Below are 22,911 nucleotides of genomic sequence, written 5' to 3' on the forward strand. Positions count from 1 at the left end.
ATTGCGCGGCTCCGCCACGACGGGCGCGACGGCGAGGTTCCGGTCCGCCTACAGGGGCGCGGGGAACTGCGCGCCCAGCCAGGGACTGCCCGCAGCCGAACGCGATACCAGCGGAGCGCCTAGGCAGCGTGCCGCGAGCGCTCGGAACTCCTCCCGTACAGGGAGACACACTGCGCATACGTAGGAAGCAACCCGAGCTCCAAGGCCTCCGCGACGGTAGGAGCCCCCGCGTCCTTCTCGGACAGTACGGGGTCCCCCGTGAGCCACCGGGCCCACGGAAGCCCCAGCTCCGGGTCGAACGCCCGCAGGTCGAGCTGCGTACCCGGCACGTACTCCGTGGAGCAGAGATAGCTGATGCACGTGTCGTCGGTCAGCGCCACGAACCCGTGCGCGAGCCCCTCCGCCACGAACATGCCCCGCCCGTCCCGCGCGTCGAGCACCGTGGTCACGTGCTCGCCGAAGGTGGGGGACCCCACGCGTACGTCCACGACCACGTCGAGCAGCGCCCCGCGCACGCAGCTCACCAGTTTCGCCTGGCCCGGCGGGATGGCCACGCCGTGCAGCCCGCGCACCGTATTGCGGGAGGACGCCGAGTAGTTGACCTGGCGCGGCACGAACTCGTGCCCGGTCTCGGCGGCGAGCAGGTCGTATCTGTACGACTCGTGGAAACTGCCGCGGGGGTCCGTCAGCAGCTGCGGCATGATGCGGTACGCGTCCGGTACGGCGGTCTCTTCGATCCTCATGGTCCCGGACGGTAGGCGCCCCGACTCAAGTTCCGGTAGCGCCGCATGACCACCTGTCCAGCGGTCCCCGAGCGCGACGCGCCACAGTGCCGCTCAAACCGCGCATACAGGAGCGCTTACAGGAGGTAGCACGGTGTCGGTGAGCGACCGAAGAGCAGGCGGCAGGGGTGGCGGCGAAGCCGGATCGGTGGTGGTGCTCGGCGCCACGGGGTTCGTGGGCCGGCACATCTGCGAGGTGTTCGGTGCGGCGGGCTGGACGGTGACGGGCATCGCCCGCGACGTACGGAACGCGTCAACTCCCTATGAAATCCTTCCACTTGACGTGGTGGGCGCGGCGCCGGGACGTATCGCCGGGCTGCTCGCCGAGCGTGGCGCGGGGGCGGTGGTGAACGCGGCCGGCGCGGTGTGGCAGGCCACCGAGGACGACATGACCCGGGCCAACGCCGCGCTGGTGGAGCACCTGGTGGCCGCGACCGCCCGGCTCGAAGGCCGGCCCCGGCTGATCCAGCTGGGCTCGGTGCACGAGTACGGGCCGGTGCCGCGTACGGGGATCACGGAGGACACCCCGACCGTGCCGGTCACCCCGTACGGCCGCTCCAAGCTGGCGGGTGCCCGCGCGCTGCTTGAGGCGACGGCGTCGGGCGAGGCGGAGGGCCTGGTGCTTCGCGTGTCGAACGTGTCGGGTCCCGGCACCCACCGGGCGAGCCTTCTCGGCATGGTGGCGCACCATCTCGCGACGTCCGCCCCCGAACCGCTGCGCCTCGCCCCGCTGCTCGCCCACCGCGACTTCGTGGACGTACGGGATGTGGCGGATGCGGCCCTTGCCGCAGCCTGCTCCGAGGCGACCGGGCAGGTCCTCAACATCGGTGGCGGGCAAGCTACTTCGGTGCGCAGCCTGGTGGCGAGGCTGACGGAGCTCGCCGGTGAGGCCGCCGAGATCGTCGAGGCGCCGAGCGCGGGCGGACGGCCGCCCGAGGCCGAGTGGCAGCGCATGGACATCGGGCGCGCGAAGCGGCTTCTGGGCTGGTCACCGCGGCGCGGCCTGGACGATTCGCTGCGCGATCTGCTGGCCCACGCCCGCGCCGCCGTCGGCTCCGAGCCGCCGCCGGGTGCCCCGAGCTCCGGGGCCGCCGCCCATCGCGAGTCGTTGTCCAGTGCCCTTCAAGTCGCCCCCTCGACGATGGCCCTGTCGGATCACCGCTGAGGGCTTCGTGCCGAACTGACGACCATGGAGGCAGCCAAAATGAGTGACACCAAGGCACGGATTCTCGATCAGGTGCGGGAGTACCACCTGGAGAAGGAGCCGTCCCGCGAGTTCGTGCCGGGAGTCAGCGAGATCTGGCCGTCCGGTGCGGTCCTGGAGCCGGCGGACAGAGTGGCGCTGGTGGAGGCGGCGCTCGACATGCGGATAGCCGCCGGCACCAGCTCGCGCAAGTTCGAGTCCCGGTTCGCCCGTTACATGAAGCGACGCAAGGCCCACCTGGTGAACTCCGGCTCCTCGGCCAACCTGCTCGCCATGTCGGCGCTCACCTCGCCGCACCTGGAGGACCGCGCGCTCAAGCCGGGCGACGAGGTCATCACGGTGGCCGCGGGCTTCCCGACCACCGTCAACCCGATCCTGCAGAACGGTCTCATCCCGGTCTTCGTGGACGTCGAGCTGAAGACGTACAACACGACCGCCGAGCGCATCAAGGCCGCCGTCGGTCCCAAGACGCGGGCCATCATGGTCGCGCACGCCCTTGGCAACCCGTTCGAGGTCGCCGAGGTCGCGCAGATCGCCGAGGAGAACGACCTCTTCCTCATCGAGGACAACTGCGACGCGGTGGGCTCCCTCTACAACGGTCAACTCACCGGCACCTTCGGCGACTTGACGACGGTCAGCTTCTACCCGGCGCACCACCTGACGATGGGCGAGGGCGGCTGTGTGCTGACCTCGAACCTGGCTCTTGCCCGCATCGTGGAGTCGCTGCGCGACTGGGGCCGGGACTGCTGGTGCGAGCCGGGCGAGAGCGACCGCTGCTTCAAGCGCTTCCAATACCAGCTGGGCACCCTGCCGGCCGGGTACGACCACAAGTACATCTACTCGCACATCGGCTACAACCTGAAGGCCACCGACCTGCAGGCCGCGCTCGGTCTGACCCAGCTCGACAAGGTGGACGACTTCACCGCCGCCCGCCGCCGCAACTGGCAGCGCCTGCGCGAGGGCCTGGAGGGTGTACCGCACCTGATCCTGCCCGAGGCGACGCTCGGCAGTGAGCCCAGCTGGTTCGGTTTCGTCATCACCGTCGACCCCGACGCGCCGTTCAAGCGCAAGGAGTTGGTGAACTTCCTCGAAGAGCGGAAGATCGGCACCCGCAACCTGTTCGCCGGCAACCTGACCCGCCAGCCCGCCTATGTGGACGCCCCGCACCGGATCGTGGGCGACCTCACCAACTCCGACATCATCACCGAGCAGACCTTCTGGATCGGCGTCTATCCGGGGCTCACCGACGAGCACACCGACTTCATGACGTCCTCGATCCGGGACTTCGTCGCCGGCTGGTGACGGCCCCCGACACCCCTCCACCCCAGCACCCTTGACGAGGAGAGAGCGTACATGTCGTCGACACTTGCGGAGCTGACTGAGCTTCAGCCGGTGGTCCAGCCCCGTGAGCCGGTGTCGGTCGCCGACCGGATCGCGGCGTCCGCGGCCACCACCGGCGGACTCCTGACCACCGGGGAGTTCCACCACTGGTTCGCCGAGCGCAGGAAGGCGGGCCGCTTCCACATCGAGCGCATCCCGTTCTCCAAGCTGCGCGGCTGGTCCTTCGAGCCGGACACCGGGAACCTGGTGCACTCCAGCGGCCGTTTCTTCAGCGTGGAAGGGCTGCACGTCACGACCGACGACGGCCCCCACAAGGAGTGGTACCAGCCGATCATCAAGCAGCCCGAGGTCGGCATCCTCGGCATCCTGGTGAAGGAGTTCGACGGCGTCCTGCACTTCCTGATGCAGGCCAAGATGGAGCCGGGCAACCGCAATCTGCTCCAGCTCTCCCCGACCGTGCAGGCCACCCGCAGCAACTACACCAAGGTCCACCAGGGCACGGACGTGAAGTACATCGAGTACTTCACGGGCAGCGGGCGGGGCCGCATCCTCGCCGACGTGCTCCAGTCCGAGCACGGCTCGTGGTTCTACCACAAGAGCAACCGCAACATGATCGTCGAGGTGGACGGCGACGTCCCGCTCGACGAGGACTTCTGCTGGCTGACGCTGGGTCAGATCTCCGAACTCCTGCACCAGGACAACCTGGTGAACATGGACTCGCGCACCGTCCTCGCCTGCCTGCCCGCCCACCGCGCGGGCGCCGTGCGGGGGGACGCTTTCAGCCAGTCCCTGGCCCGCTCGCGCGACCCCCGGGCGGGCGCGCTGCTCACGGACGTCGACCTCCTTTCGTGGTTCACCTCGGAGCGTTCGCGCTACGACGTGCAGGCCGAGCGGATCCCGCTGGACGACGTGCCGGGCTGGACCCGGGACGAGGCGCGCATCGGCAAGGACGACGGCCGCTGGTTCAACGTCGTCGCGGTCGAGGTGCAGGCCGGCAACCGCGAGGTGACGAGCTGGACGCAGCCCCTGATCGAGCCGTGCAGCCGCGGTATCGCGGCCTTCCTGGCCCGTTCGTTCGACGGCGTGCTGCACGTCCTGGCCAACGCCAAGGTCGAGGGCGGCTTCCTCGACACGGTCGAACTCGCCCCCACCGTGCAGTGCTCGCCGGACAACTTCGAGGGCCTCCAGGTCCGCCCGCCGTTCCTGGATCTCGTCCTGGAAGCGGCGCCCGAACGCATCCGCTACGACGCCATCCACTCGGAGGAGGGCGGCCGGTTCCTGTACGCGGAGAACCGCTACCTGGTCATCGAGGCCGACGAGCAGGACGCCCCTATCGAGCCACCGGCCGGCTATCAGTGGGTGACGATCGGTCAGCTGACAGCGCTGATCAAGCACGGACACTACGTCAATGTGCAGGCCAGGACGCTCCTCGCCTGCCTCAACGCCATGGGACATCTGACGGATGACTGATCGACCCCTGCGCATCGCCGTCCTCGGCACCGCAGACATCGCCCGCCGCCGGGTGCTGCCCGCCATGGCGGCGGACCCGGAGGTGGAGCTGACCGCGGTGGCGAGCCGGGACGGCGGGCGCGCCAAGGAGGTCGCGGACCAGTTCGGCTGCGCCCCGGTCGAGTCGTACGACGCGGTCCTCACCCGGGACGACGTGGACGCCGTGTACGTGCCGCTGCCCATCTCGCTGCACGCCGAGTGGGCGGGCCGGGCGCTGCGCGCGGGCAAGCACGTCCTGGCGGAGAAGCCGCTCACCGCCGATCGGCCGACCACCGAGGCGCTGCTCGATCTCGCGCGCGCCTCGGGCCTGGTGCTCATGGAGAACGTCATGTTCGTCCAGCATCCCCAGCACTCGGTCGTTCGGGAGCTGGTGACGAGCGGCGCGATCGGTCAACTCCGGGCGTTCAGCGCCGCGTTCGCGATCCCGGCGCTGCCCGCCGGGAACATCAGGCACCGCCCGGAACTCGGCGGCGGCGCCCTGCTCGACGTCGGCTACTACCCGGTGCGGGCCGCGCTGTACTTCCTCGGCGCGGGCCTGGAGATCGTCGGCGCCGCCCTTGAGCACGGGGGCGGCTCGGCGGTGGAGACCTCGGGCGCGGTGCTCGTGCGCTCCCCTTCCGGGGTGCTCGGGCAGCTGGCCTTCGGCATGGAGCACGCGTACCGCTCGGCGTACGAGCTGTGGGGCAGCGAGGGGCGGATTCGCGTCGAGCCGGCGTTCACTCCGCCCGCCGACCACAAGCCGACGGTGTGGATCACCGACGCGCACGGCCCGCGCGAGTTGACCCTGGCCCCGCACGACCAAGTCGCCGCCACCGTAAGGGCGTTCGTGCGCGCGGTGCGCTCCGGCGCCGTCGAGTCGCCGGACGCCGGGGAGTGCCTGGAGCAGGCGATCCTGCTGGACGCGGTCCGGGTGCGGGCGACGCACCATGACAACGCGTAACGGGCGACTCGCGATCACTCACGATCACAACGCACAACAGGCGACTCACGATGACAACGCGTAACAAGAGAACGCGTACCAAGGGAACGCGCGACAAGAGGGGGACCGAACATGACCGTGACTGATCAGCCGCCGCCGCAGACCGCGTCCGTGCGGGTCGCCGAACTGCACGTCCTGCGCGAGCAGGCCAGGCTCGGCCCCAGCGAGAAGGCGACCGAGGCCCAGCGTGCCAAGGGAAAGCTGACCGCGCGCGAGCGCATCGACCTGCTCCTGGACCCGGGCAGCTTCCAGGAGGTCGAGCAGCTGCGCCGACACCGTGCGGTCGGTTTCGGCCTGGAGGCGAAGAAGCCGTACACCGACGGTGTGGTCACCGGGTGGGGGACGGTGGAGGGCCGCACGGTGTTCGTGTACGCCCATGACTTCCGGATCTTCGGCGGCGCCCTGGGAGAGGCCCACGCCACGAAGATCCACAAGATCATGGACATGGCGATCGCGGCGGGTGCTCCGCTGGTCTCGCTGAACGACGGCGCGGGAGCCCGCATCCAGGAGGGCGTCTCCGCCCTGGCCGGGTACGGCGGGATCTTCCAGCGGAACACGAAGGCGTCGGGGGTGATCCCGCAAATCTCGGTGATGCTGGGCCCGTGCGCCGGCGGCGCCGCCTACTCGCCCGCCCTGACCGACTTCGTCTTCATGGTCCGAGAGACGTCGCAGATGTTCATCACCGGCCCGGACGTGGTGCAGGCGGTGACCGGCGAGGAGATCACCCAGAACGGCCTCGGCGGCGCGGACGTGCACGCCGGGGTCTCGGGCGTGGCCCACTTCGTCCACGACGACGAGGAGACGTGCCTGGCCGAGGTCCGGTACCTGATCTCTCTGCTGCCGTCGAACAACAGGGAGATGCCCCCTCCCCTGCCCCCGGGCGACGACCCGGCGGACCGCCGCAACGACGTGCTGCTCGACCTGGTGCCCTCGGACGGCAACCGCCCGTACGACATGCGCAAGGTCCTGGAGGAGATCGTCGACCACGGCGACCTGCTTGAGGTCCACGAACACTGGGCCCGCAACATCATCTGCGCGCTGGCCCGGATCGACGGCCGCGTGGTGGGCATCCTGGCGAACCAGCCGCAGTTCCTGGCGGGTGTCCTGGACATCGAGGCGTCGGAGAAGGCGGCCCGCTTCGTCCAGCTCTGCGACGCGTTCAACATCCCACTGCTGACCATGGTCGACGTACCGGGGTTCCTGCCGGGCGTCTCGCAGGAGCACGGCGGGATCATCCGCCACGGCGCGAAGCTCCTGTACGCGTACTGCAACGCGACGGTCCCCCGCATCTCCCTGATCCTGCGCAAGGCGTACGGCGGCGCGTACATCGTGATGGACTCGCAGTCCATCGGCGCCGACCTGACCTACGCCTGGCCCACCAACGAGATCGCGGTGATGGGCGCGGAGGGCGCTGCCAACGTCATCTTCCGCCGGGAGATCGCGAGTTCGGACGACCCCGAGGCGGTCCGCGCCTCGAAGATCGCGGCGTACAAATCAGAACTGATGCACCCGTACTACGCGGCCGAGCGGGGCCTGGTGGACGACGTGATCGACCCCGCCGAAACAAGGAAGGTCCTGGCCGCCGCCCTGGCGATGCTCCGCACGAAGCACGCAGACCTGCCGTCCCGTAAGCACGGAAATCCCCCGCAGTAAGGAGTGAGCGTGCCCAACGATTCGAATGCACCGACCGAGCCGGCCGACCCCCTGTTCCGGGTACTGAGAGGCACCCCGACGGAAGCCGAACTGGCCGCACTGACGGTGGTCCTCCTCTCCCTGACCGGAGACCCCGAGCCGACCCTGGCCCCGGTAATCCCCCTGGCCGCCTGGCGCCGCCAGCCGTACGAGCCGCCGGTCAGCTGGCGAAGGGCGGCATAACCCCACCTCCACCAAACCCCCCGCGCCCCGGCCCTGGCCACCTCGGCGCGGGGCCCGGAGGCCGGGCCGGGGGCAACCCCGGCCCATCAGGGGCACGGGTACGGAGGTTGAGGGCCGGGCACAGCCCAGGCCCACCAGGGGCACAGGGCTGTGACACTCATGCGGCTCCGCCGCGCGGGCGCGACCAGCCAAAGACGGCCCGCACCCGACGAAGAGCGGGGCCCGGGGCGGGCCAGGGTGCAGCCCAGGGTGCTACCGCCCCGACCGCGCCGCCCGGGCAATCGTGACGACGGCCTTCTCCAGGGCGTACTCAGGATCATCTCCCCCGCCCTTGACCCCCGCATCCGCCTCAGCCACGGCCCGCAGGGCCACGGAAACCCCCTCCGGCGTCCACCCCCGCATCTGCTGCCGCACCCGGTCGATCTTCCAGGGCGGCATGCCCAACTCCCGCGCAAGATCCGCCGGCCGGCCCCCCCGCGCGGAGGACAGCTTCCCGATGGCCCGCACCCCCTGTGCGAGCGCACTGGTGATCATCACCGGCGCGACCCCGGTGGACAGCGACCAGCGCAGCGCTTCGAGCGCCTCCGCCGCCCGCCCCTCCACCGCCCGGTCGGCGACGGTGAAGCTGGAGGCCTCGGCCCGCCCCGTGTAGTAGCGCCCGACGACCTCCTCGTCGATGGTCCCCTCGACGTCCGCGCAGAGCTGCGACACCGCGGAGGCCAGCTCGCGCAGATCGCTGCCGATGGAGTCGACCAGCGCCTGGCAGGCCTCGGGCGTGGCCGAACGCCCCAGTGCCCGGAACTCCTGCCGTACGAACGTCAGCCGCTCGGCCGGCTTCGTGGTCTTGGGGCACGCGACCTCCCGCGCTCCCGCCTTGCGGGCCGCGTCGAGCAGCCCCTTGCCCTTGGCTCCGCCCGCGTGAAGGAGCACCAGGGTGATCTCTTCGGCGGGCGCGTCGAGGTACGCCTTCACGTCCTTGACCGTGTCCGCGGACAGGTCCTGCGCGTTGCGTACGACCACGACCTTCCGCTCGGCGAAGAGCGACGGGCTGGTCAGCTCGGCCAGCGTGCCGGGCTGCAACTGGTCGGAGGTCAGGTCACGCACATCGGTGTCGGAGTCGGCGGCCCGGGCGGCCGCCACCACCTGCTGCACGGCGCGGTCGAGCAGCAGGTCCTCCTGGCCCACGGCGAGCGTGACGGGGGCGAGCGGATCGTCGGTGGAGTTCTTCCTGGTGGCCATCGCCTTCCAGCATCCCACGGGCCACTGACAGTCCCGGCCCGCTCCCCGGCCCGCTCCTTTCCCCGCCGCCCCCATACCGGAGAATGGCCAGGTGAACGATGTGACCCGACACGTACTGGTGCTCCCGGACCGCGACGCCGCCGAGGACGTGGCCACCGAGCTGACCGACCGCTTCGGCCTCGCCGAGGAACCCCAGCTCGTCCGCGACGCCCTGGCCGGCGAGGACGACGCCGAGGACGCCCAGTGGCTCGTCGTCGTGGAGGACCCCGGCGCCCGCCTGGACCCGAAGGCCCTGGACACCCTGGCCGCCGAACACGACGGCTGGCTCGAATCCCCCTGACCCGCCCGGCCGTTCCGGCACGAGGCCGAGGGGCCGCACCCGGTACGGCCTCCCCCGGCCGGGTCAGCCCGTCTTCGGTACGACCTGGATGTCGAGGTCGACCGTGATCGAGGACCCGATCGCCGCGATGCCCCGCGCCAGCATGGTCTGCCAGGTGAGCGTGAAGTCCTCCCGGTGCAGTTCGGTGCTGGCCCGGCAGGCGCCCCGGGTCTCGCCGCCGAGCCCGGTGCCGAGCCCGAGGTACTGCGTGTCGAGTGTCACCGTCCGGCTCACGCCGTGCAGCGTGAGCCCGCCGATGATCGCCCACCTGCCGCCGCCCCGGTGCACGAACCGGTCGCTGTAGAACTCCATCGTCGGATAGCTCCCGACGTCCAGGAAGTCGCCCGACCGCAGGTGGTCGTCGCGCATCTTGACGCCCGTGTCTATGGAGGCGGTGTCGATGATGACGTGCATGGCGGACCCCTCCATGCGCTCCCCGATCCGGATGGCCCCGGCGAAGGTGTTGAACCGGCCGTGTATGCGGGCAAGGCCGATATGGCTCGCGGTGAAGCCGATCTGGGAGTGCGTCGGGTCGAGCTCCCACTCGCCGGGGTCGGGCAGCGAGGGAGGGGCGGCGACCTGGAGCGTGACGTCGCCGAGCGCGGCGTGCCCGCCGGCGGCGACGGTGGCGTTGCCGTGGAAGGGCGTATAGCCCTCGGCCGTGACGGCCAGCCGGTACTCACCCGCCGGAACCGTCGTGACCACCGTCCCGAACGGGTCGGTCTCCCCACCCACGACCCTGCGGCCCGACGCGTCGCTGACCACGAACTCGGCCCGCTGCACCGGCTCGCTGACCGGATCGAGCACCCGACAGCTGAGCACGCCCGCGGTCGACGGGACGGCCAGGCCTGCCAGAGGCCCGGTACGGAGCGGAGAACTGGTCGAGCTCTTGCCGAACCAGCGGCTGAACACTGTGCACGCACCCCCGTGCGAAGAAGTATCTGCCGGGCCGCGCAGGGGGCGGACATCCTCGTCCATCCTCGCCACAGCAGGACTGCGGCCCCTTGACGAAGATGCATTCGATCACTGTTGTGCCGTTCGAGGCAAACGCGGCGCCTGCGCACTGTTGAGGCACCTGTCACCAGAGGCCCGAATTGGCCATTCCGCTTGCCCGGGCCGAACGGGCCCCGCCCCACCCGCTCCGCGCCTCGCTCTTCGCCGCCGGCCCTGGGCCCGGCGCCCGAGACCCTCAGGCCCCAACTCCCGCTGATGTAACGGGACATGACGACACGCGAGTCGGCGCGCGGCCACGAACAGCGCAAGTTCCTGGCCGACCACCGCGTCCACCGGGGGCCCCACCGTCACGAGCCGCGTCATGAGCCCCGTCACGGATCGCGCCCCCGAGGTACGGCCCGCAGCCCGTCGCCCACCCCCGTGACCGCGATCGCCCCGTCCGTGTCCGTGCGCAGCACGGCGGCGCCCCACGCGCGCAGTACGGCGACGGTGCCGGGCGCGGGGTGGCCGTACCGGTTGCCCCGGCCGACGGAGATCAGTGCCAGCCTCGGGCGTACGGCTCCGAGCAGCGCGGGGTCCTGGTGGGCCGAGCCGTGGTGGGCGACCTTGAGGACGTCCACCCGCGCGAGCCCCGGGTTCAGCCTCAACAACCCTCGCTGGGAAGGGGGTTCGAGGTCCCCGGGCAGCAGCAGGGTCAGCCCGGCGGCGGTGCGGACGAGCAGGGTGACACTGGCGTCGTTCGGCCCGTCAGGCACCGACCCGGGCTCGGGCGGTGGCCACAGCACCTCCCAGGACAGCCCGCCCAACGCCCGCCGTTCTCCGTACGCGGCCGACGCCAGCGGCACTCCCTCAGCGGCGGCGGTGCGCCGCACGAACGCAGCCTGGTCGGGCGGCTCCGCGAACCCCGTCGTCTCGATCAGCCCGACGGACCGGCCCCGCAACACCCCGGCCAGGCCGCCCACATGGTCGGCGTGGAAGTGGGTGAGCAGGAGCAGCGGAATGCGGTTCACCCCGAGCTCGTGCAGACAGCGGTCGACCGGCAGGGCCTCGGGCCCGGTGTCGATCACCACCGCCGTCCCTGCCCCGGCGGCCAGCACGGTGGCATCGCCCTGCCCCACATCGCACATGGCGTACGACCAGCCGGGCGGCGGCCAGCCGGTGACGATCCTGGTCAGCGGGGCGGGCCGTACCACGGCGAGGAGCAGGATGAGCGCCAGCGCCGCGGCCGCCCAGGGGTATCGGGGCAGCCGCCGCACCACGAGTACCGCCGCCCCGGTGGCGACGGCGAGCAGCGCTCCCCCGCGCCAGCCACCCGGCCACCCCGACTCCGCGCCGGGCAGGGCCGCTCCGGTGCGGGCCACCGACGCGATCCAGCCCGTGGGCCAACCCGCGCACCAGGCAAGGCATTTGGCGACCGGCATCGCGATCGGCGCGGCGGCGAGTGCGGCGAATCCGGCGACCGTCGCCAGCGCCACCGCCGGCTCGGCCAGCAGATTGCAGGGCACCGCGACCAGGCTGACCCGCGCCGCGAACACGGCCACCACCGGAGCACACACCGCCTGCGCCGCGGCCGCCGCGCCCAGCACCTCGGCGAGCCGGGGCGGCACCCCGCGCCGCCGCAGCGCCGCACCCCATCCCGGCGCGATGGTGAGCAGCGCCCCGGTCGCGAGCACCGAAAGCAGAAACCCGTAGCTCCGGGCCAGTTCGGGCGCGTACAGCACCAGGAGCAGGACGGCGGCGGCCAGCGCGGGGATCAGCGATCTGCGCCGGCCCGTCCCGATGGCCAGCAGCGTGACCAGGCCGCAGGCGGCGGCTCGCAGCACGCTCGGCTCCGGCCGGCACACCACGACGAAGACGAGCGTGAGCGCCCCACCCAGTAGCGCGGTCACCCGCAAGGAGATCCCGAGCCGCGGCGCGAGGCCTCCCCGCTCGGCCAGCAGGGCTTTCCCCGGCGATCCGATCAACAGGGCAAGCATGATCGCGAAGTTGCTTCCGGATACCGCCATGACGTGCATGAGATCGGTCGACTCGAAGGCGGCGCGCAGCTCGGGTGTGACCCGGGAGGTGTCGCCGACGACCAGGCCGGGCAGCAGCGCCCGCGCATCCGGCGCAAGTCCGTCGGCCGCCTCGCGCAGCCCGTCCCGCAGCCCACCGGCCAGGCGCTGCATGGCAGTTGGCGGTCCGGTGATGCGGGGCGGCCCGTTCGGAGCCTTGAGCAGGGCGGCGATCTTCCCGTCGCCCGGCGCGAGCCGCGCGGTCACCCCCACCCGGGTGGACGGCAGCAGCCCCTGCCAGCTCGCGGGTGCGATCACGAGGACCGGCGTACGGACCCGCTCGGCCCTGCCGCCCGGCCCGAGGACCCGCTCCACCTCGGCATCCACCGCGACCGAGGCGCCGCCCCACCCCGCGGACCGGGTCGGTCTCGGGTCCGCCCGGACCACCAACTCCACGGTGGCCTGCCGGAACTCCCGCGCCAGCCCTGGCAGCGGCCCCCTCCGCGCCTCGGCGGCGTGCAGTCCGCCGGCCACGATCCCGGCCGCCGCACAGACCAACACCCCTGCGACGGCGCCCCTGTACCTCCAAACCCCGCTGGCCCCCGTTGCCTCATCACGCTTGCCTACGACACTGCCGCGATGGCCCCCCTCCTCCCGACCCCGCTCGCGGTGTCCCCGTACCCCTGCGCCCGAGACCCACCCCGGCAGGGCCCGCCGAACGACCGGCGCCACGAGCGCCCCCGCCACGGCGAGACACACGATCACACCCCAACTCGCCGCAGTAGACGACGAGTTGATCGCGACAGCCACTCCACCCCAAGCCCCCAACGCCGGGCCGATCAGACGCAGGTCCGCCGGCCCTTCCCGGTACGGATTGGCGGCGCCCAGGCGGTGGCCCGAGTCGCCGTGGACATCGAGGCGGTGGTCTGGCTCGGCGTGGGCATCCGGGCGGCGGCCCGACCGGGCTTGGGCATCCAAGCGGCGGCCCGACTCGGCCTGGACACCCAGGCGGCGGCCCGACTCGGCATGGGCACCCAGGCGGTGGCTTGGTCCGCCGTGGGCAGCCAGGCGGTTCACAGCCGCACCAGGGGTTGCAGGTCGTTGAACCTGCGCTCGCCGATCCCGTTGACCTCCCGCAGTTCGTCGACCGAGCGGAAGCCACCGTGCTGGGCGCGGTAGTCCACGATGTGCTGCGCGAGTACCGGACCGACTCCGGGCAGCCCGTCCAACTGCTCCACCGAGGCGGAGTTGAGACTGACCGGCCCGCTCGATCCGCTGCCGGCGCCACCGCTGGTACCGGCACCTGGCCCGGCGGGCGCCGCGCCCGGCACCCCGGCCAGCACCTGCTCGCCGTCCGTGAGCAGCCGCGCCCGGTTGAGGCCGGTCAGATCCGCGCCTTCCCGCGACCCGCCCGCGGCGGTCAGCGCATCGGCGACCCGCGATCCGATGGGCAGCCGGTAGATCCCCGGCCGCAGCACTTTTCCAGCGACGTCCACCACGAGCACTCCGGCGGGCGACGGCACCGCGTTGGCGACCGGCCGGGGCGTGGTGGCCTGGGCGCTCGCACCCCGTTCCGATCCGCTGCCGGACGCACTCTTCGCCCCGGGCGGCGTCGGCGCCGGCCCGTCGACCACGTCCGGGGCACGTACGGACTGTGGTCGCCCGGCCCAGAAGTGGTGCACGGCGAATCCCGCCGCGATCACCAGGACCACGGAAAGCGCGGCCAGGCTGCGCGGCGCGAGACCGAACCTCAACTGGGCCCACACCGGCAGCCTTTCCCGCACCGCCACCCAGACCCGCTCCCGTACACCGGGGCCAGCGGGGTCGGCCTGTGGGGCCGAATCGATCAATGTGGGAGGAGCAACCGATGCACCAGGAACGGCCTGCCTGGCAGGACCGGCCGGCGTGACCGGAACGGCCTGCGTAACCGGCACGGCCTGCGCGACCGGAACAGCTGGCGTGACCGGAACGGCTGGCGTGACCGGAACGGCTGGCGTGACCGGAACGGCTGGCGTGACGCGAGCAGAGGGCGTCGCGTCTTCCCTCTGCCGAGCGCCCCCGCGCCAAGCTTCCTGCTCAGGTACGGGCGGAGGCGCCAGCGTCGACTCCCCGAGGGTGCGCGCGGTCGGGGCAGCGGGTTCGTGCGGCGGAGCCCCCGTGCCCGGTGGAGGTGGGAGGAACAGCGCGTCCGCGCGCCTGCGTGCGGTCAGGGCAGAGACGTCGGCGTGGACGGCGCGGCTTCGGCGGCCGTGGCCCGGGCGGGCCCGGCCGTCCGAGCCGGGGGCCCGGCCCGGTCCGCTCGTGGCGGTGCGTGGTGATCGGAGTGCCATGTCACGAGACGTTAGGCACCTGAGCCCGAACCCGCTGAGCAGGCCCAATTCCGGTGGACAACAAGCCAGTTGTGGATAACTCGGCCACCCTTACGAGGGAGTCCAGCCGGGCCAGGCTGCTCACCAGGCCGAGTCAGGCCGCTCACCAGGGCGGGCCAGACCGCTCACCAGGTCGGGCCACAGCAGGCCGACGCGCCCCTCAGCACGGTCGGCCCGATGCCCCCGCACCGCCGACCCCCGTCCGCTTCAGCGCGGCGAGACGATCGCCCCCAGCAGCCCCGGCCCCGTGTGCGCGCCGATCACCGCTCCGACTTCGCTCGTGTACAGGTCGACCAGGCCCGGCACCCGCGCCCGTAGCCGGTCGGCGAGGGCGGCGGCGCGTTCCGGTGCCGCGAGATGGTGCACCGCGATGTCGACCGGGCTGCTCCCTGCCCGGTCGACCACGATCTCCTCCAGCCGGGCAATGGCCTTGGAGGCGGTGCGTACCTTCTCCAGCATGTCGATCCGGCCGCCGTCGAGCTGGAGCAGTGGCTTGACTGCCAAGGCCGAGCCGAGCAGCGCCTGCGCGGCTCCGATGCGGCCGCCGCGGCGCAGATAGTCCAGGGTGTCGACGTAGAAGAACGCGGAGGTCTCACCGGCACGCTTCTCCGCGGCGGCCACCGCCTCGTCCAGTGTGCCGCCCGCATCCGCGACCTGGGCAGAGGCCAGCGCGCAGAAGCCGAGCGCCATCGCGACCATCCCGGTGTCGACCACCCGCACCGGCACCGGGGCGTCCTTGGCGGCGAGCACGGCAGCGTCGTAGGTGCCGGAGAACTCGGCCGAGAGGTGCAGCGAGACGATTCCGCTCGCCCCGGCTTCGGCGACCTTGCGGTAGGTGGCCGCGAATACCTCGGGGCTGGGCCGGGAAGTGGTGACGGGACGTCGTTTCTGCAGGGCGAGGGCCAGCGAGCGGGCCGAGATCTCGGTGCCCTCCTCCAGCGCCTGGTCCCCCAGGACAACGGTCAGCGGCACTGCGGTGATGCTGTGCCGCTCCATCGTCTGCGGCGGCAGATAGGCCGTTGAATCGGTGACGATAGCGACATGGCGGGACATGAGCGGGAGGTTACCCGCCGAGGGCGCCCGGCGGCAGTCCGGCCCCGATGGAATGATCAGTTCGGGTCAGCGTCGGGCGTCTTGTTCCAGCGCCTTGACCTGGTGTTCGCCGACTCAGCTCGTGGTTTCGGGGCGAGGGGCCTTCTGCCACGGGTACGCCACCGGCGGCTCGGCGGCGCCTATCGCCTGAGGAGCCTGGGCCGATGACTTCGGCCGGGCCCCTGCGCCCCGCTCCGGCGACGGCGACGGCTCGCTCTGTGACGGGTCACTCTGTGATGGCGCACTCTGCGACGGCGCACTCTGCGCAGGCGCGGGGTTGTCCGAAAGGCCGCTCCAGGAAGCGGACTCGCCCGTCGTCGGGCCCTTGGTCGACCAGTCCCGCAGCGCCCCCGACTCCATCTCGATCTGGTCGCTGAGCGAGGCGAGGTCGTCGTCGGCGAACTGCCGGGCCCGGTCCAGCGCGGCCCAGCGCAGCGAGTCCGCGGAGTGCGTGATCCGCTCGGTGCGCTCGCGGAGCTCCGGCATTCGGGCCGCTATGTTGCGCTTGTCCGGCTCCCGCTCCAGGCGCCTGAGCTCGTCGTCCAGTTCGTGGCCGTGCCCGCTGAGCCGCTCGAACAGGGCAAGGGACTCCTTGAGGGACTCGTCCTCGGCGAGGCGCGCGTGCAGCGCTTCCTGCGTCGCCCGCATCGACGTTCGCAGCGAGAGGCGCAGTTGGGCGAGCTGGCCCGCGACGCCCGGCTGGCCCACGCTCTTCGCGCGCAGCGTGGTGTCCTCGACGGTCCTGCGGGCCTGCGTGACCGTACGCTCCACTCCGCGCTTGGCGGCGCCGACCACCTTGACCGTCACATACACGCCGAGCGCCACGAAGGCGACGAACAGCAGCGCCAGGATCAGGATCGCGGCTTCCATGAACGTCCCCCTCGGTCGGTCGGCATCGTCCCCTCCACCGTAAACGGAACGGGCAGGCCGTGGGTTCCCGTGGAACCCCCAACCTGCCCGTAGGGGAAAGCCCCCAGTACCGCTCCGGCCCTTACGCGGGGACGATGTTCACCAGCTTCGGCGCACGCACGATGACCTTGCGGATGCCCGCGCCGGCCAGTGCCGCGACGACGGCCTCATCGGCCAGCGCCAGCTTCTCCAGCTCGTCGTCGGAGATCGCCGGCGGTACTTCCAGGCGTGCCTTGACCTTGCCCTTGATCTGCACGACGCAGGTCACGGCCTCGTCCACGACGTACGCCGGGTCCGCGACCGGGAAGTCGCGGTGGACCACGGAGTCGGTGTGGCCCAGCTTGCGCCACAGCTCCTCGGCGATGTGCGGGGCCAGCGGCGCGATCAGCAGCACCAGCTGCTCGGCGACCGGCCGCGCCAGCGGGCCGCCCGCCTTCGTCAGGTGGTTGTTCAGCTCGGTGATCTTGGCGATGGCGGTGTTGAAGCGCAGCCCCGCCAGGTCGCCGCCGGCGCCGTCGATCGCCTTGTGCAGGGCGCGCAGCGTCGCCTCGTCGGGCTCGGCGTCGGTGACGGTGACCTCACCGGTCGTCTCGTCGACGATGTTGCGCCACAGCCGCTGCAGCAGCCGGTACTGGCCGACCACGGCGCGGGTGTCCCAGGGCCGCGAGACGTCCAGCGGACCCATCGCCATCTCGTACAGGCGCAGGGTGTCGGCGCCGTACTCGGTGCAGATCTCGTCCGGAGTGACCGCGTTCTTCAGGGACTTGCCCATCTTGCCCAGCTCGCGCTTGACCGGCTCGCCCTCGAAGAAGAACTTGCCGTCGCGCTCCTCGACCTCGGCGGCCGGCACCGGGAAGCCGCGGCCGTCCCGGTAGACGTACGCCTGGATCATGCCCTGGTTGTACAGCTTGTGGAACGGCTCGGCCGAGGAGATGTGGCCCAGGTCGAACAGCACCTTGGACCAGAAGCGCGCGTACAGCAGGTGCAGCACGGCGTGCTCGGCGCCGCCGACGTACAGGTCGACGCCGCCGGTCGGCATGCCCTCGCGGGGGCCCATCCAGTACTGCTCGATGGCCGGGTCGACCAGCTGGTCGCTGTTGTGCGGGTCCAGGTAGCGCAGCTCGTACCAGCAGGAACCGGCCCAGTTGGGCATGGTGTTGGTCTCGCGGCGGTACTTCTTCACGCCGTCGCCCAGGTCCAGCTCGACGTTGACCCAGTCCTCGTTGCGGGACAGCGGGGTCTCCGGAGAGGTGTCGGCGTCGTCCGCGTCGAAGGTGCGCGGCGAGTAGTCGTCGACCTCCGGCAGCTCCAGGGGGAGCATCGACTCGGGCAGCGGGTGGGCGACGCCGTCCTCGTCGTAGACGATCGGGAAGGGCTCGCCCCAGTAGCGCTGGCGGCTGAACAGCCAGTCGCGCAGCCGGAAGTTGACGGTGCCCTCGCCGATGCCGCGCTCGGACAGCCAGTCGGTCATCTTGGCCTTGGCTTCGACGACGCCCAGGCCGTCCAGGGAGATCTCGTCGTTGGCGGAGTTGACCAGCTTCGCCTCATAAGAGGCGAACGCGTCGTCCCACGTCGAGGCGTCCGTGCCACGGTCGTCGGAAGGCTGCACGACGCAGCGCATGGGCAGCTCGAAGGCGCGCGCGAAGGCGAAGTCGCGGGTGTCGTGCGCCGGTACGGCCATGATCGCGCCGGTGCCGTAGCCCATCAGCACATAGTCGGCGATGAAGACGGGAACTTTTTCGCCGCTGACGGGATTGACGGCGAACGCGCCGGTGAAGACGCCGGTCTTCTCCTTGGCGTCGGCCTGGCGCTCCACGTCCGACTTGGAGGCGGCGAACGCACGGTACTTGGCGACGGCCTCGGCCGGGCTCGCATGGCCGCCGGTCCACACGTCGTGGGTGCCCTCGGGCCAGGCGGCCGGGACGATGGTGTCAACCAGCTCGTGCTCGGGGGCCAGCACCATGTAGGTGGCGCCGAACAGGGTGTCCTGGCGAGTCGTGAAGACGGTGATCGCGTCGGTGTCGGTGACCTTGAAGTCGACGCGGGCGCCCTCGGAGCGGCCGATCCAGTTGCGCTGCTGCAGCTTGATGGCCTCAGGCCAGTCCAGCGCGTCCAGGTCGTCGATCAGGCGGTCCGCGTAGGCGGTGATGCGCATGTTCCACTGGCGCAGCTTGGACTTGAAGACGGGGAAGTTGCCGCGCTCGGAACGGCCGTCGGCGGTGACTTCCTCGTTGGCCAGGACGGTGCCCAGGCCGGGGCACCAGTTGACGGGCGCGTCGGAGGCGTACGCCAGGCGGTACTCGCCCAGGACGTCGGAGCGCTCGGCGGCGCTCAGCGCGGCCCAGTCACGGCCTCCGGGGACCTCGCGGGTGCCGTTCTCGAACGCGGCGACCAGCTCGGCGATCGGACGGGCCCGCTTCGCGTCGGCGTCGTACCAGGAGTTGAAGATCTGCAGGAAGATCCACTGGGTCCACTTGTAGTACTCCGGGTCGATCGTCGCGATCGACCGGCGCTTGTCGTGGCCCAGACCCAGCCGGCGCAGCTGCCGCTTCATGTTGTCCATAGCGGCCTCGGTGGAGACCCGGGGGTGCGTGCCGGTGGCGACCGCGTGCTGCTCGGCGGGCAGGCCGAAGGCGTCGAAGCCCAGCGTGTGCAGGACGTTGTGGCCGGTCATGCGCTGGTGGCGGGCGTAGACGTCGGTGGCGATGTAGCCCAGCGGGTGGCCGACGTGCAGGCCCGTGCCCGAGGGGTACGGGAACATGTCCATGATGAACTTCTTGGGCCGGGCGACGACCGCCGGGTCCCCGGCGAGGTCGCCGGTCGGGTTCGGCGCCGCGTAGGTGCCCTCGGCGTCCCAGAAGTCCTGCCAGCGTGCCTCGATGTCGGCAGCCATGGCTGCCGTGTAGCGGTGCGGCGCGGCCGTCTCTGCGGCGGCAGCGGTGTTCGTCTCGCTCATGTCCTCAAAGCTCCATCGATCGTCTCTGCCAGCGGTTACGAGCGTTCGTCCGACGATCCGCCATCGAATCGCCAAACGAAAAAACCCCTCGCACAGGAGGGGGCGCCGCGCCGAGTCCGACCGGATCTCTTCATCGGTCGGGAGTGTTCAGCGCGGCTCGCTAAGCAGAAGGCGTACGGCACGCATGGCGTCAGGGTACCGCAGGCCCCGCAAGCCCCGCACGGAGTACCCGTGGGGGGTGCCCGGAGTTACCCCTGGGGGGTGCCGAGGGGCGAGGTTACTCCGCGTACCGCCCTCTTCTGGGGCAACCGCACAAACCCCGTACCGGCCGGTATGGGGCGACCTAGCATGCCGCCACGGGACCGCTTTGCCGAACCATTCGGAGTCGCCCCACCATGAAACCTCGCAATCCGCTCGACCCGCACCGCCCGCGCCAGAACCCCGCACGGGGCCGCCCGGCCCGCAGGGGCGGGCTTTCCGCGGCCGCACTGGGCGTCGTAGCCCTGCTCATACCGCCGCTGGCCCTGTTCTCATCGGACGGACTGCGCGCCGCCCTGGACTTCACCGCCGGCGTCCTGTCGCTGGTCTCGCTGACCGCCTCCGTCGCCTGGGGGCTGCTCGCCACCGACCGGCTGCTCCTCACTCCACGTGACCGCCTCATGGCGCAGGCCGTCCACCGGGCGACCGCCGTCGCCTCCATCGGCTTTCTCCTGCTGCACGTCACCGTCAAGATCGCGCTCAGCCATGTCGGGCTGCTCGGCGCGGTGGTCCCGTTCGGGCTCGGCATCACCGGCGCGTCGGGCCTGATCGGCTTCGGATCACTCGCCGGGATCCTGATGGTCCTCACGGCCGTCACGGGCGCCATGCGCAGCGCCTTCGCCACCCCGGGGCGCATCGCGGCCCGTTGGCGCGCGGTGCACATGCTGGCCTATCCGGCGTGGTGCTTCGCCCTGGTGCACGGCCTGTACGCGGGACGCCCGCCGGCCTCCTGGGTGGTCGTGATGTACGGCCTGTCCCTGGCGGGAGTGGCGAGCGCGCTGGCCGTACGCGCGCTTCCCCGCCCGGTGAAGCGCCGGATCGCCGACCGGCTCGCCCCCTTCCGGCCTCGCCCGGAGAGCGAGCCCCCCGAACCGGCCGTACCCCCTCGGCCTTCCGCACCGCCCTCTTATGAGGCCTACGAGACGCCGCCGAATGAGCCGCCCTCCTATGAGACCTCTTACGAGACCTCTTATGAGGCGCAGCCGACGCGACCACTACGTGGAGCGCAGCCTCCGCACGAAGCCCTTGAGGAGGCACCGCGGTTCCAGGAGGCGCACGCCCTGTACGAGGCGCTGCCCCGCTTCCGTCCCGCCGCCGGGCAGGAGGTCCGCGGCGATGCCGGGACGGGCATCTCCGCGGCCTACCGCGCGGTCTCCCTGGCTCCGTCCGCTCCCCCGGCCGCCCGCTGGCCTGCGCCCTCGCCGCGCCCTCCCGAGCCGCTGCCCGCCCCCGCACCGTCCACGCCCTATCAGCCGCCGGCCGCCGGCGAGCCCTGGCACTCCCAGCCGGGCTCCGCCTCTGGAGAACGCCCGTGACGGTGCCCGCAACAGCAGGAGTACGACCATGAACACCCCTCTCCCCGATGTTCCCGAGGTCCGCGTCGTTGGCCTGCCCCATCTGACCGCGGGTTTCGATCTCGTCGAGCGCCTCGCCCTGCCGATGCACCTCAAGGTGCACGGCCCGCTGAAGCCGGTCGACGGCGAGCGCCTGGCCCAACTCGCCGACGACATCGCCCTCAACGGCCGCGGCGGCGCGGGCTTCCCCTTCGGCCGCAAACTCCGCGCGGTCGCCTCCGCCGCGATCCGGCGCGGGATACGCCCGGTCGTCGTCGTCAACGCGAGCGAGGGCGAGCCCGCCTGCCGCAAGGACACCGTCCTGGTGTGCCGGGCTCCCCATCTCGTCCTGGACGGCGCCCTGCTGGCCGCGGAGGCGCTCGGTGCACGCACCCTGGTCGTCGCCGTGACGCGCGATTCCACGGAGGCCTCCGTGCGCGCCGCCCTCGCCGAGCGCGGCCTCGCCGACAAGCGCAGCTCTCCCTTGCGCGCCCGGGTGGTCCGCACCCCCGAGCGCATGGTGTCCGGCGAGGCCTCCGCGGTGATCCGGGCGGTGGACGGCGGGCCCGCCCTGCCGCCGGGCCGCCGCGAGCGGGCCGCCGAATCGGGCGTGGGCGGCGCCCCGACGCTGCTGTCCAACGCGGAGACGTACGCCCAGCTCGCGGTGGCCGCCCGGCTCGGCCCGCGCCGCTTCTGCAACACCGGGGAGCCGACCGAGCCCGGCACCGTCCTACTCACGCTGTCCGGGGCGGTCGCCCGCCCGATGGTCGTCGAGGTCCCCACCGGGGTGCCGCTGCGCTACGTCCTCCAGTTGGCCGGGGCGCCCTCGCTTCCCCAGGGGGTACTGACCGGCGGCTATCACGGCAGTTGGCTGAACTCGGTGGCCGCCCATGACGCGGCCGTCTCGCGGGCCTCGCTCTCGGCGCTCGGCGGCGCTCTGGGGGCGGGCGCGATCCTGCCGATCGGCGCGGAGACCTGTGCGCTCGGCGAGGCGCTGCGGGTCGTCAACTGGCTGGCGGCCGAGACGGCGGGCCAGTGCGGCCCGTGCAGGCTGGGCCTGCCGGCCGCCGCGGGAGGTCTCGCCGATGTGCTGAACGGTGGCGGCCCGGCCGCCCTGGAGGCGCTGCGCGAGGTGACGGGGGCCGTGAAGGGCCGTGGCGCCTGCAAGCATCCGGACGGCTCGGCCCGCTTCCTCGCCTCGACGCTCGCGGCGTTCACGGACGACCTGGCGGCCCATGTGCTGGCCGGGGGCTGCGGCCGGCCGACGGTAGGCGTGCTGCCGCTGCCCTCTCCCGGCTATCAGGAGGAGGGCGTGCCGAGCGGCGAGAAGGTGCTGGTCGACTGGACGCTGTGCGAGGGCCACGGGCTCTGCGCGGACATCGTGCCGGAGTTGATCCGGCTGGGCCCCGACGGCTACCCGCTCGTCGCCGACGCCACCGTGCCGATGCATCTGCGGGGGCGCGCCCAACGGGCCGTGCGCCGCTGCCCGGCACTCGCGCTCCGGATCGAGCAGGCCCCGGCCCCACTCCCTCAGATCCCCCGCAAGGCCCTGGGCAGCGGACGGAGTTGAGCGTTTCTGATCGTTACGTCGCCCCCTACGGGGTGGCGTAACGATCAGGCAGGGGACACAACAAGAAGGCGGGCCATCCGATTCGGATGGCCCGCCTTCTTTACTGTGGAGCTAAGGAGTATTTTAATCCAGTCCTCCATCATGGCAATCAAGCGCTCAAACAACAT

At 71.8% G+C, this 22,911-nt stretch carries 17 protein-coding genes; 9 read left to right on the forward strand and 8 right to left on the reverse strand.

The window, feature by feature from the left end; translation table 11 throughout:
- Positions 1 to 119: 119 nt before the first annotated feature.
- On the reverse strand, positions 120 to 743 hold the full coding sequence (locus ACWC2B_RS02180) for a dTDP-4-dehydrorhamnose 3,5-epimerase family protein (protein ID WP_450714507.1): 624 nt from the start codon (positions 741 to 743) through the stop codon (positions 120 to 122).
- Positions 744 to 882: 139 nt separating this feature from the next.
- Between ACWC2B_RS02180 and ACWC2B_RS02185 the strand changes: the two genes are divergently transcribed.
- The 6 genes from ACWC2B_RS02185 (at position 883) to ACWC2B_RS02210 (ending at position 7,690) form a co-directional block, all read left to right on the forward strand.
- Entirely contained in the window at positions 883 to 1,947 is a 1,065-nt protein-coding gene (locus ACWC2B_RS02185) for an NAD-dependent epimerase/dehydratase family protein (RefSeq protein ID WP_450714508.1), read from the forward strand.
- A 39-nt stretch (positions 1,948 to 1,986) separates the two neighbouring features.
- Positions 1,987 to 3,288, forward strand: a complete 1,302-nt coding sequence (gene rfbH / locus ACWC2B_RS02190) for a lipopolysaccharide biosynthesis protein RfbH (RefSeq protein ID WP_450714509.1) — start codon at positions 1,987 to 1,989, stop codon at positions 3,286 to 3,288.
- Between the two features lie 51 nt (positions 3,289 to 3,339).
- The gene (locus ACWC2B_RS02195) at positions 3,340 to 4,797 is read left to right on the forward strand and encodes an NDP-hexose 2,3-dehydratase family protein (RefSeq protein WP_450714510.1); all 1,458 of its coding nucleotides are present in this window, start codon (positions 3,340 to 3,342) and stop codon (positions 4,795 to 4,797) included.
- Positions 4,790 to 5,776 (forward strand): Gfo/Idh/MocA family protein, encoded by a 987-nt coding sequence (locus ACWC2B_RS02200; protein WP_450714511.1) that lies wholly within the window; start codon positions 4,790 to 4,792, stop codon positions 5,774 to 5,776. The genes ACWC2B_RS02195 and ACWC2B_RS02200 overlap by 8 nt, the downstream gene beginning before the upstream one ends.
- A gap of 111 nt (positions 5,777 to 5,887) precedes the next feature.
- Positions 5,888 to 7,468 carry an acyl-CoA carboxylase subunit beta gene (locus ACWC2B_RS02205; protein WP_450714512.1) on the forward strand — a complete coding sequence of 527 codons (1,581 nt, stop codon included), beginning with the start codon at positions 5,888 to 5,890 and terminating at the stop codon, positions 7,466 to 7,468.
- Between the two features lie 9 nt (positions 7,469 to 7,477).
- A complete protein-coding gene (locus tag ACWC2B_RS02210; protein WP_450714513.1) occupies positions 7,478 to 7,690 on the forward strand; it encodes an acyl-CoA carboxylase subunit epsilon in 213 nt (70 codons plus the stop codon).
- Between the two features lie 252 nt (positions 7,691 to 7,942).
- Here the strand turns inward: ACWC2B_RS02210 and holA are convergent, their stop codons facing one another.
- On the reverse strand, positions 7,943 to 8,929 hold the full coding sequence (gene holA / locus ACWC2B_RS02215; protein ID WP_450714514.1) for a DNA polymerase III subunit delta: 987 nt from the start codon (positions 8,927 to 8,929) through the stop codon (positions 7,943 to 7,945).
- 91 nt (positions 8,930 to 9,020) lie between these two features.
- Between holA and ACWC2B_RS02220 the strand changes: the two genes are divergently transcribed.
- Positions 9,021 to 9,269, forward strand: coding sequence for a hypothetical protein (locus tag ACWC2B_RS02220; RefSeq protein ID WP_450714515.1), 249 nt, complete (start codon positions 9,021 to 9,023; stop codon positions 9,267 to 9,269).
- 63 nt (positions 9,270 to 9,332) lie between these two features.
- On the opposite strand, the gene ACWC2B_RS02225 is transcribed toward ACWC2B_RS02220, so the two are convergent.
- From ACWC2B_RS02225 to leuS, 6 genes are all read right to left on the reverse strand, one after another.
- Positions 9,333 to 10,220 (reverse strand): YceI family protein, encoded by an 888-nt coding sequence (locus ACWC2B_RS02225; RefSeq protein ID WP_450714516.1) that lies wholly within the window; start codon positions 10,218 to 10,220, stop codon positions 9,333 to 9,335.
- A gap of 413 nt (positions 10,221 to 10,633) precedes the next feature.
- Positions 10,634 to 12,790, reverse strand: a complete 2,157-nt coding sequence (locus tag ACWC2B_RS02230; RefSeq protein WP_450714517.1) for a ComEC/Rec2 family competence protein — start codon at positions 12,788 to 12,790, stop codon at positions 10,634 to 10,636.
- Between the two features lie 539 nt (positions 12,791 to 13,329).
- Positions 13,330 to 14,046 (reverse strand): helix-hairpin-helix domain-containing protein, encoded by a 717-nt coding sequence (locus tag ACWC2B_RS02235; RefSeq protein ID WP_450714518.1) that lies wholly within the window; start codon positions 14,044 to 14,046, stop codon positions 13,330 to 13,332.
- Positions 14,047 to 14,832: 786 nt separating this feature from the next.
- A complete protein-coding gene (locus tag ACWC2B_RS02240) occupies positions 14,833 to 15,678 on the reverse strand; it encodes a DegV family protein (protein ID WP_450714519.1) in 846 nt (281 codons plus the stop codon).
- A 114-nt stretch (positions 15,679 to 15,792) separates the two neighbouring features.
- Positions 15,793 to 16,587 carry a hypothetical protein gene (locus tag ACWC2B_RS02245; RefSeq protein WP_450714520.1) on the reverse strand — a complete coding sequence of 265 codons (795 nt, stop codon included), beginning with the start codon at positions 16,585 to 16,587 and terminating at the stop codon, positions 15,793 to 15,795.
- Between the two features lie 121 nt (positions 16,588 to 16,708).
- On the reverse strand, positions 16,709 to 19,582 hold the full coding sequence (gene leuS / locus ACWC2B_RS02250) for a leucine--tRNA ligase (protein ID WP_450714521.1): 2,874 nt from the start codon (positions 19,580 to 19,582) through the stop codon (positions 16,709 to 16,711).
- Positions 19,583 to 19,977: 395 nt separating this feature from the next.
- On the opposite strand from leuS, the gene ACWC2B_RS02255 reads away from it, so the two are divergent.
- Positions 19,978 to 21,156 carry a hypothetical protein gene (locus tag ACWC2B_RS02255; protein ID WP_450714522.1) on the forward strand — a complete coding sequence of 393 codons (1,179 nt, stop codon included), beginning with the start codon at positions 19,978 to 19,980 and terminating at the stop codon, positions 21,154 to 21,156.
- 28 nt (positions 21,157 to 21,184) lie between these two features.
- Positions 21,185 to 22,744, forward strand: a complete 1,560-nt coding sequence (locus tag ACWC2B_RS02260) for a ferredoxin (protein WP_450714523.1) — start codon at positions 21,185 to 21,187, stop codon at positions 22,742 to 22,744.
- Positions 22,745 to 22,911: the final 167 nt, after the last annotated feature.

Source organism: Streptomyces sp. NPDC001415 (genome assembly GCF_053597395.1).

What these genes read in the sequence shown, in the direction of transcription:
- ACWC2B_RS02240 (WP_450714519.1), bottom strand. Translation starts at nt 15,678, where the DNA reads ATGTCCCGCCATGTCGCTATCGTCACCGATTCAACGGCCTATCTGCCG.
- rfbH (WP_450714509.1), top strand. Translation starts at nt 1,987, where the DNA reads ATGAGTGACACCAAGGCACGGATTCTCGATCAGGTGCGGGAGTACCAC.
- ACWC2B_RS02255 (WP_450714522.1), top strand. Translation starts at nt 19,978, where the DNA reads ATGAAACCTCGCAATCCGCTCGACCCGCACCGCCCGCGCCAGAACCCC.
- ACWC2B_RS02245 (WP_450714520.1), bottom strand. Translation starts at nt 16,587, where the DNA reads ATGGAAGCCGCGATCCTGATCCTGGCGCTGCTGTTCGTCGCCTTCGTG.
- ACWC2B_RS02195 (WP_450714510.1), top strand. Translation starts at nt 3,340, where the DNA reads ATGTCGTCGACACTTGCGGAGCTGACTGAGCTTCAGCCGGTGGTCCAG.
- ACWC2B_RS02260 (WP_450714523.1), top strand. Translation starts at nt 21,185, where the DNA reads ATGAACACCCCTCTCCCCGATGTTCCCGAGGTCCGCGTCGTTGGCCTG.
- leuS (WP_450714521.1), bottom strand. Translation starts at nt 19,582, where the DNA reads ATGAGCGAGACGAACACCGCTGCCGCCGCAGAGACGGCCGCGCCGCAC.
- ACWC2B_RS02200 (WP_450714511.1), top strand. Translation starts at nt 4,790, where the DNA reads ATGACTGATCGACCCCTGCGCATCGCCGTCCTCGGCACCGCAGACATC.
- ACWC2B_RS02205 (WP_450714512.1), top strand. Translation starts at nt 5,888, where the DNA reads ATGACCGTGACTGATCAGCCGCCGCCGCAGACCGCGTCCGTGCGGGTC.
- holA (WP_450714514.1), bottom strand. Translation starts at nt 8,929, where the DNA reads ATGGCCACCAGGAAGAACTCCACCGACGATCCGCTCGCCCCCGTCACG.
- ACWC2B_RS02180 (WP_450714507.1), bottom strand. Translation starts at nt 743, where the DNA reads ATGAGGATCGAAGAGACCGCCGTACCGGACGCGTACCGCATCATGCCG.